Below are 7815 nucleotides of genomic sequence, written 5' to 3'. Positions count from 1 at the left end.
AACTACGTCTTGAGCTTTGTTATCAAGAATCCAAGCATAAGATTGCAAATATATTTTATAACGCGCTGTTAGGTAGTCAAATAATTCTACCCCTTGGATACCGTTCCTATGGCCAAGAGGCTTTCCAAATTTCCGAACAGTCCTCTTAATTCCTTTCATGTTGACAATATCAAATTTAGACACATCAACATCTTCGTTCTCAAATACTTTTAAACCCTGCCAAATACCTTCAACTGACGCAGCGTAGTAACCTGGCGAAAAAGGCACTGGAATGTCGCCATGTGGATAGAAAGGGCTAACCTTTACCCAAGGCTCCTCACCTTTTGATGTAACATCAATAATTGTCGCATTTGGATAACTCTTCATAAGGTTGCTAAGCGACTTTTTTTTGCTTTCGATGTAAATCATATTAAAATTTATTTATATTGGTGATGTACTCCAAAGGAATTTTTTCTAAAACTAAAACTTCAGCTTGATAATAAGACTTGTCTTCTGCAGATAAGTCAAAATACCTCTTTCTTAATACTGAAAAGTTTATTGAGGTAAAGCACTCTAGAGAATCACTTACTAAGACACCGTTTCTTACAGCGTTTTGATTACAAAACTTTGTGCTTTTCAAATATATAACATCTAATGCTATCTCCAATATTACCGGGTCAGATACTCTTCCTTCTTTTTTAGCAATAAACATCATTGGATGCTCGCGTGCAAAAGAAGCGCGAACATAATTCTCCAATCCCTTACGTTTATCCAGAACCCAAGAATCAGAACTTCCACCAGGTTTAGCTATGCTAATATCATTTTGTTGGCAGTGATACCATGATAGTAAGCCTCCATTTTGCTTTATAGAAGCAATATTAGACCTATCAGTAAAATGGTAAAGCTTTACAATATTATTCTGCTGCACAACATCTTGATAACTAACCCAATTTTCTTTTAAAGAATTTAATTTTAACGCTTGTTGCTTTTGTTTCTCGAATTCCTGCTTCTTTTGCTGTTCTTGCAAACGAAGTAATGCCTCTTGCTCATTCTTTAGTTCTATTTGGCGCCTTTTTTCCTGCGATTCACGCAGTTTCTGCTCTTGCCTAAGTAGTTCTTCGTATCGCCTTCTCTGCTCTTCAACCCTTTGCTGCTCTCTTTTTCTTAATTCGGCTATCTCTGCCGTATATACAGGTTCAGCTTTTGAAACAGTTTCGCTAGGCTTATCCGGTTCATATTTTTTTGCATCTTTTGGCTTATCAGAATCGCTAAATATGAAGAACCAAAGAAGAAAGACACCAATTAAAATGAGTACTAAAATCTCCATTTGTTCAGCTTTTTAAACTGTAAGAAAAGTTTTTTTGCCCTATTGGTTTTCAATATTACTAACCTTCTTCCTTAACCACTCCCGCACCGGCTCGTCGTAGAATTTCAAGCAAACATGAGCTAGAATCACCGCCGCCAGAAAGACCAGCGCCGCCACGGGCAAGCCCGCGCGCAAGGACACTTTATGGGTCGCGACCCAGGCCGTGTAGGTATAGATGAGCGGGTAGTGCGTGGCTGCGCAGAGCTAAGCGGCCTCCCGGCTACCCGGCACCTTGGCGGCCGGAGTTGCTTTGGTGGGCTTGCGGGCGGCTTTTTTCTGCTTGTCCTGCTTTATCCACTCGCTGATGCGGGCAAACTCTTCTTCGGAGGGCTGCCGGCCGGTGGTGACGAAATCAACGTTTTTGGGTTCTCTAATCATGGCCAGAGATTATTGAAGCTGTATTACTGAACCTCTGCTGTTTCAGATGCAGCCTCAAGAGAACTTCGGCATTCCAACCGTTTTCAGGATGTAATTGACTCGGTTCAACTTGTCCTGAAACAGCGGCTGGTTATCGTATTTACCATCAAGCTCGGGCACGATAGTAACGTCGGCGGGCACTTCTCTTTTCGGAGCTCTCGACTTAGCTGTAGCGGCTGGCTTTTTCTTTTGAATTGCTTTCATGGTTTTCACTGTTGAGGTTTGCGCTGTACGGCAAAGGCGTAGTACGTTATATTCTTACGAAATGGCTCCCACTCAGAACCATTCAGGCCAAGAATGTCAAAATCCTGCTTAGCCGCTTCCAAATTAGTAGTTATTCCCATTCGGTAGAGGCGAGTGCGGGCGGCGGTACTGCCAGTGGCAATGAGTACAGCGTCTGGATAACGCTCGGTAAACAAATAGAGTGTCCGGGCTACGGTTGCCAGCACCTTTTGGCTGTCGCTGTTATTCGTTACGACGAGGTCGCTGATGTAACCCGTTTCCAAGTCTTTATCGCCAAAGCCAAGGTTATAGACGTTTTTTACGTTGGCCTCCCGGTACATCACCACCTTTGTAATCGTGCCTTTTGGCCCAACGCTGTCGAATTCATATGTTAGCTCCTCGACGGCGCGTCTCAAATCGTAATGATTTTCAATCATAGGCAGCCAAGATACGATGTTGGTTGGCAACTTACTTTGAAGATGATGCTTCAGTTGGCCGCAGTTGTCGCTTCTTTGGCCTTTGCTTCTCCCCCATCGGCCAACACCTTCTTCCTCAACCACTCCCGCACTGGCTCATCGTAAAACTTCAAGCATCCATACGCCAGCGTCACCGCCGCCAGAAAGACCAGCGCCGCCACGGGCAAGCCCTCGCGCAAGGACACTTTATGGGTCGCGACCCAGGCCGTGTAGGTATAGATGAGCGGGTAGTGCGTGATATAAATCGGATACGAAATATCGCCTAGGAAGCGGCACAGCCGCTGGGCCGCGCCTGAGCGCACCGCCCCGCTGGCCCCGAAGAAGATGATGGCGGGGAAGACGAAAATGATGCAGAGCGCATCGTAGAGGCCATTTTGCCACAGCTGCGCGGGGCTGCCGACGCGGGGCATGGCCAGCACCGCCACCACCGCCAGGCTGCACCACCCAAAGGCCTGCGGCACCGGCCGCAGCCGCGCCAGCCGAAACAGCAGCAGCCCCGCAAAAAACGGGTACGCCATGCGGGCGAAGCCGATGTGCAGCTGCGCTGGCTCCAGCGACCAGCCCCCAATGACATCGCCCTGGGGACTGGTGAGGCCCAGGTGCAGCAGCGCCCCCGCCGCCAGCACCACCAGGATGCCCAGCGCCACGTTGGAGAAGCGGCGCACCACCGTCGCGTACAGCACGTTGGCCACGTACTCGAAAAACAGCGACCAGCCCGGCCCGTTGAGCGGGTAGGTTTCGTGCCAGCCCCGCACGTCGAGCGATACCGGCACCGGCACCATCATGCAACCCAGGAGCATGACCAGCAACATCTTCCACACCGGCGTCTGGCCGATGATGGGGAACAGCGCCGACGCCTGGAAGTAGTACATCGCCGCCCCTATCAGCATGCCCAGCACCACCATGGGTTGCAGCCGCACCAGCCGCCGCTTGAAGAAACCGCCCACCGTGAGGCGGCCCCACCGGTCGTCGTAGGCGTAGCCAATCACGAACCCCGACAGGAGAAAGAAGAAATCCACCGCCAGGTAGCCGTGGTTTATCACCTGGTCGAGGTGGCTGGTGGCGTGGGCCTCGCACAGGTGAAAGGCCACCACCATCAGCGCCGCCACGCCCCGCAGGCCGTCGAGGATGGGGTAATGGGGCTTGGTGGGTAGCGGGGTGGGCTGCATGGGGGTGCCAAGATAAGAAGCCCGGTCATGCTGAGCGCAGCCGAAGCATCTCTACCGCTTCGTTGAGCTGTTTTAAAGAGACACGCTGCCCAAATGCACAGCATCAATGCTACTCTGGTCGCTCAGGAAACTTAGGAACCCCTACCCTTTTCAAAAGCTCATTGGTACGATTCACCTTTTCCTGAAAACATGGGTCATTGTCGTATTTGCCATCTAATTCAGGATTGATAGTGTAGTCAATGCCTAATCGTGGTTTCTGAAATGGCTCAGCATCAAGCTGTGTTGAAGTCGTAAGCTCTTCGTTCGCCTTGTATTCATCGCGAAGACTTTCGCTTGCGGATTCTACTTCTTCCTTCTCGGCTGACATTGTCTCAGAGCTAGAGCCTGCTTCTTTCTTCCTGGTAGCCATTGATTCTCTCAAAATTCCGATAAATTCTTCAAGTTCAGCATACATCCTGTCGCGCTCGGCTGGCGTCAATGGATTTTCCACAGGAGCCGACTTCAAATCCTCGAAGCTATTGTATCGGGTCAGCTTTGCCATGACTGGATTCTTTAACGCAACGTTGGGGCTGTTAGACCTTGCGTTAAAAATAACAGGCTTATTCTTGAATTAAGAAAAACGAAAAACGGGTTATGCTGAATGCAGTGAAGCATCTCCACCGCACCCGTTCAACGAAGCGGTAGAGATGCTTCACTGCGTTCAGCATGACAGTCGTTTGCAAGGCTTTTAATTTAGGAACAAGTCAACAAACAACGCCCCGCTACACCGTGCCGCCATCCATAGCCCGCGACTGCTGCACCACTTGCACCTTGGCGGCCCGCAGCTTCTTGTAGGCTTCCCAGTCGAAGCTTTTCAGAAATTCGACCGCCCCGCGCACGCCCACCGCGAACAGCTCCACCTTGCGCTCGTCGCTCATTCGGAAGTCGAGCCAGTTGAACTTGTCCACGTTCAGGCAGTGCACCAGGTGGCGGTAGTCGGAGTTGCGGTGAATGAAATCGAAGTCGTACTGCGTGCGGGCCGCGTCGAACATCGCGCCCAGCACGGCCGGCAGCGAGCTGGTATTGCTGGGCGCGCCCCGGTCGATGCCCAGCTTCACGCCGAAGGTGGGCGCGGCGGGCACCCGCGTGTTGTCGTGAAACAGGTCGATGGGGAAGTTCGACATGATACCCCCATCCATAAACATGGCCTCTCGCGGAATTTCGCCGGTGTAGCCCAGCTCAACCCAGGCGGCGCGGTAGCGCTGGTTGGTGGCCGGGTCGGCGGGGTCGGAGCCGGGCAGCGGCGTGCGCCGGTAGGGCTGAAAAAACAGCGGTATTGACATGGAGGCCCGCACCAGCTCGGCGGGGTGCACCTCGTCGGGCTGGCTCCAGTAGAGGTGGGCCATTTCTGGGAATACGGCTTTGGTTTGGGTCGTGATGTCGGCCGCCACGATGGCGATGCGGTCCAGGTTGGCCGGCGCGTAGGGCTGGTTTACGGGCGCGTTTTGCTCGTTGTGGGTGCGGCGCAGGCCACCGGTGGGCGGCTGAGCGCGCCGCGCCCGCAGCTGCGCGATGGTCGTGATGTCGCGCTCGGCCAGCAGCTTGGTTATCCATTCTTTGAATTTATCGCCGGGGTGCAGGCCGTAGTCGTCGCGCAGATTGTCAATGATTTGCAGGCCGTCGTTGATGAGAGTGGTTTTGCCGACTGCGCGCCGCACCCAGCCCCATAGGCCCCGCTTTTCCTCGGTAGGCCGCAGCAAGTCGGCCGTGAAGTCGCGGGCATCCGAGTCGCCGTCCACGAAGTCGTAGAAGTTCTGGTTGGCCAACTGCTCGATAAGCCAGTCGGTGCTGGCTTGCTCGCGCGGGGCGGCCGCCGCCATCAGCAGGGCATTGATGGAGCCGGCCGAAGTGCCGCCCAGGCCCAAAAACCGGATGCCCACCTGCTCCAGCGCGTACACGTAGCCCACCAGCGCAATGCCCAGCATCCCGCCGCCTTCCATTACCAGGTCCACGTATTGCAGCGGGTACTCCTGCCCGCTCGCCGCCGTGCTGTTTGCCCCGCCGCCCACGTCGGATATCCGCCAGCCCTTCTGGCCCGCTACGTAAAGGTGTAGGCCCGCCAGCGCGCTTTGCACCGCTGGGTTTTGCGTAAAGTAGGTAGGCGTCAGCATGAGAGGAGGCATCAATGAGTTGCCAAATTAATAAAATATATTTTATATATTTTATTAATTAATTCGTTTTCTAATTCTCGCCTTTTCCCCGCCAACCATCCCCCGCTGCTACTCACTACTACCGAAAAGAAACCCAGCGCCTGCGAAGCCGCAAGGCAGCACGCTTTCCCAGCAGTATTTTAGCTGGCGTAGCCGTTCGCGGCGGTGGCCGCCCGAGTCGCTACGCATTACTTGCTGCTTTCACCTAGTTGCTGCTCCGGCCGCCTTGGCTTTTCCGCTCCTTCTCCTCACCGCGCCCACCGGCCCGCCCAACGAGGCGCACCTGCTCGCCGAGCTGCTAGCGCGGGGCGTACCGCGCCTGCACCTGCGCAAGCCCGGCTGGCCCGCCGCCCAGCTCGAAGCGCTCATACAGGCGCTGCCGCCGCAGTTTCATCAGCGGCTGGTGCTGCACGGCCACCCCGAGCTGGTGCGACGCTACCGGCTGGGCGGCCTGCACCTCACCACGGCCGGGCGGCGCACCGCCACGCGCCGCCCGGCGCTGCTACCCGGCCAAACGCTTTCTACCTCGTTTCACTCGCTAACCGAAATCAGCCAGCATCGGCGACGCTACGACTACGTGTTTCTGAGCCCAATTTTCGACAGCATCAGCAAAGAAGGCTACGCCAGCGCGTTTGATTTAAGTGAGGTTCAGGCCTTTCTACAAAGGCTGGCCAAACGGCCTGGCTACCGGCCAGCGGTCCTGGCGCTGGGTGGCATTGATAATGGCAATATTACCGCCGTGCAGCAAGCCGGCTTTGCGGGGGCGGCGGTGCTGGGCAGCGTGTGGGGCAGCACCGACCCGGTGGCGGCGTGGCAGCAGGTAGCTCAGGCCAGCGCAGCGTCCCAGTCCTTCCACACCGGTTCGTAGCCCTGGCGGCGCAGCATGGCTGCGATGTCGGCCGGACTGCGTTCATCGGATATTTCAAACTGCTCCAGCGACTCGGGGGCCACGGCGTAGCCGCCCGGATTAGTCTTCGAGCCCGCGCTGATACTGGTGATACCCAACTTAATAGCCTGGTCGCGGAAAGCGGGTGTTTCGCGGGTCGAGAGCGACAGCTCCACTTCTTCGTTCAGCAGGCGGTAGGCGCAAATGAGCTGCACCAGCTCGCGGTTGCTCATTTCCACCTTGGGCTGAAGCAAGCCCTCGGCCGGCCGCAGGCGCGGGAAGGAGAGGCTGTATTTGGTTTGCCAGTAGGTTTTTTCGAGGTAGTCGAGGTGCAGGGCGGTGTAGAAGCAGTCGGTGCGCCAGTCCTCCAGCCCGATGAGCACGCCCAGCCCCATCTTGTGGATGCCAGCCCGGCCGAGGCGGTCGGGCGTGTCGAGGCGGTAGTGAAAATTTGATTTTTTGCCCTTGGGGTGGTGCTTTTTGTAGTCGTCCTGGTGATAGGTTTCCTGGTACACCAGCACCGTGTTCAGTCCTTCGGGAATCAGGCGCTCGTAGTCGGCCTGGTCGAGCGGCTGCACCTCCATCGAGAGGTGGGCGAAGTGCGGGCGCAGCGTGCGCAACGCTTTTTCGAGGTAGTCGACGCCCACGGTCTGGTTGGCCTCGCCGGTCACGAGCAGCACGTGGCCGTAGCCCCAGCTTTTGAGCACGGCGGCTTCGGCCAGCATTTCTACGCTGCTGAGGGTGCGGCGCTTCAGCTTATTATCGAGGCTAAAGCCGCAGTAGGTGCAAATATTCTGGCACTCATTGCTGAGGTAGAGCGGCGCGTAGAGCTGCATAGTATGGCCGAAGCGCCGCCGCGTGAGCCGGTGGCTGAGCTGCGCCATTTCTTCCAGGTAGGGCGCGGCGGCGGGCGAGATGAGGGCCTTGAAATCTTCCAGCGTGCGGCGCGGGGCAGCCAGCGCGCGTTCCACATCGGCCGCCGTTTTGGCGTAGATGCTGGCTTTTACGTCGTCCCACGGGTGGGCTTCGAAAATAGGGCGAAAGCTCATTGCTTATAGTGGATTTTCTTAATAAACGGCTGTCATGCTTCGCTACGCTCTGCATGACAGCC

Annotated in this window: 10 protein-coding genes; 1 reads left to right on the top strand and 9 read right to left on the bottom strand. The window is 55.3% G+C overall.

Going from position 1 to position 7815, the window contains the following annotated elements; all coding sequences use genetic code 11:
* The 8 genes from VFO93_RS01255 to VFO93_RS01220 all read right to left on the bottom strand — a co-directional run.
* On the bottom strand, window positions 1–408 hold a 408-nt coding region (locus tag VFO93_RS01255), incomplete at its 3' end, for a DUF6939 family protein (protein WP_325132487.1).
* A 1-nt stretch (window position 409) separates the two neighbouring features.
* Window positions 410–1306 (bottom strand): DUF4433 domain-containing protein, encoded by an 897-nt coding sequence (locus tag VFO93_RS01250; protein WP_325132486.1) that lies wholly within the window; start codon window positions 1304–1306, stop codon window positions 410–412.
* 243 nt (window positions 1307–1549) lie between these two features.
* Window positions 1550–1723, bottom strand: coding sequence for a hypothetical protein (locus tag VFO93_RS01245; RefSeq protein WP_325132485.1), 174 nt, complete (start codon window positions 1721–1723; stop codon window positions 1550–1552).
* Window positions 1724–1777: 54 nt separating this feature from the next.
* Window positions 1778–1966, bottom strand: a complete 189-nt coding sequence (locus VFO93_RS01240) for a hypothetical protein (protein ID WP_325132484.1) — start codon at window positions 1964–1966, stop codon at window positions 1778–1780.
* A gap of 5 nt (window positions 1967–1971) precedes the next feature.
* Complete coding sequence (locus VFO93_RS01235; RefSeq protein ID WP_325132483.1) at window positions 1972–2421, bottom strand: DUF6934 family protein; 450 nt, start codon at window positions 2419–2421, stop codon at window positions 1972–1974.
* Window positions 2422–2471: 50 nt separating this feature from the next.
* The gene (locus VFO93_RS01230) at window positions 2472–3629 is read right to left on the bottom strand and encodes an acyltransferase (RefSeq protein WP_325132482.1); all 1158 of its coding nucleotides are present in this window, start codon (window positions 3627–3629) and stop codon (window positions 2472–2474) included.
* Window positions 3630–3738: 109 nt separating this feature from the next.
* Window positions 3739–4170: a hypothetical protein gene (locus VFO93_RS01225; protein WP_325132481.1), complete on the bottom strand. Its 432-nt coding sequence runs from the start codon at window positions 4168–4170 to the stop codon at window positions 3739–3741.
* A 220-nt stretch (window positions 4171–4390) separates the two neighbouring features.
* Window positions 4391–5779 (bottom strand): patatin-like phospholipase family protein, encoded by a 1389-nt coding sequence (locus VFO93_RS01220; protein WP_325132480.1) that lies wholly within the window; start codon window positions 5777–5779, stop codon window positions 4391–4393.
* 265 nt (window positions 5780–6044) lie between these two features.
* Here VFO93_RS01220 and VFO93_RS01215 point away from each other — a divergent pair, with 265 nt between their 5' ends.
* A complete protein-coding gene (locus VFO93_RS01215) occupies window positions 6045–6686 on the top strand; it encodes a thiamine phosphate synthase (RefSeq protein WP_325132479.1) in 642 nt (213 codons plus the stop codon).
* Here the strand turns inward: VFO93_RS01215 and thiH are convergent.
* Window positions 6644–7753: a 2-iminoacetate synthase ThiH gene (thiH, locus tag VFO93_RS01210; protein WP_325132478.1), complete on the bottom strand. Its 1110-nt coding sequence runs from the start codon at window positions 7751–7753 to the stop codon at window positions 6644–6646. The genes VFO93_RS01215 and thiH overlap by 43 nt on opposite strands.
* Between the last annotated feature and the right edge of the window lie 62 nt (window positions 7754–7815).

The organism is Hymenobacter sp. (assembly GCF_035709525.1).
Classification (GTDB): domain Bacteria; phylum Bacteroidota; class Bacteroidia; order Cytophagales; family Hymenobacteraceae; genus Hymenobacter.
The sequence above is the reverse complement of the archived record's forward strand: the minus strand, read 5'-3'. Positions and strand labels throughout refer to the sequence as shown.

What these genes read in the sequence shown, in the direction of transcription:
- thiH (WP_325132478.1), bottom strand. Translation starts at nt 7,753, where the DNA reads ATGAGCTTTCGCCCTATTTTCGAAGCCCACCCGTGGGACGACGTAAAA.
- VFO93_RS01245 (WP_325132485.1), bottom strand. Translation starts at nt 1,723, where the DNA reads ATGATTAGAGAACCCAAAAACGTTGATTTCGTCACCACCGGCCGGCAG.
- VFO93_RS01250 (WP_325132486.1), bottom strand. Translation starts at nt 1,306, where the DNA reads ATGGAGATTTTAGTACTCATTTTAATTGGTGTCTTTCTTCTTTGGTTC.
- VFO93_RS01220 (WP_325132480.1), bottom strand. Translation starts at nt 5,779, where the DNA reads ATGCTGACGCCTACCTACTTTACGCAAAACCCAGCGGTGCAAAGCGCG.
- VFO93_RS01225 (WP_325132481.1), bottom strand. Translation starts at nt 4,170, where the DNA reads ATGGCAAAGCTGACCCGATACAATAGCTTCGAGGATTTGAAGTCGGCT.
- VFO93_RS01235 (WP_325132483.1), bottom strand. Translation starts at nt 2,421, where the DNA reads ATGATTGAAAATCATTACGATTTGAGACGCGCCGTCGAGGAGCTAACA.
- VFO93_RS01240 (WP_325132484.1), bottom strand. Translation starts at nt 1,966, where the DNA reads ATGAAAGCAATTCAAAAGAAAAAGCCAGCCGCTACAGCTAAGTCGAGA.
- VFO93_RS01230 (WP_325132482.1), bottom strand. Translation starts at nt 3,629, where the DNA reads ATGCAGCCCACCCCGCTACCCACCAAGCCCCATTACCCCATCCTCGAC.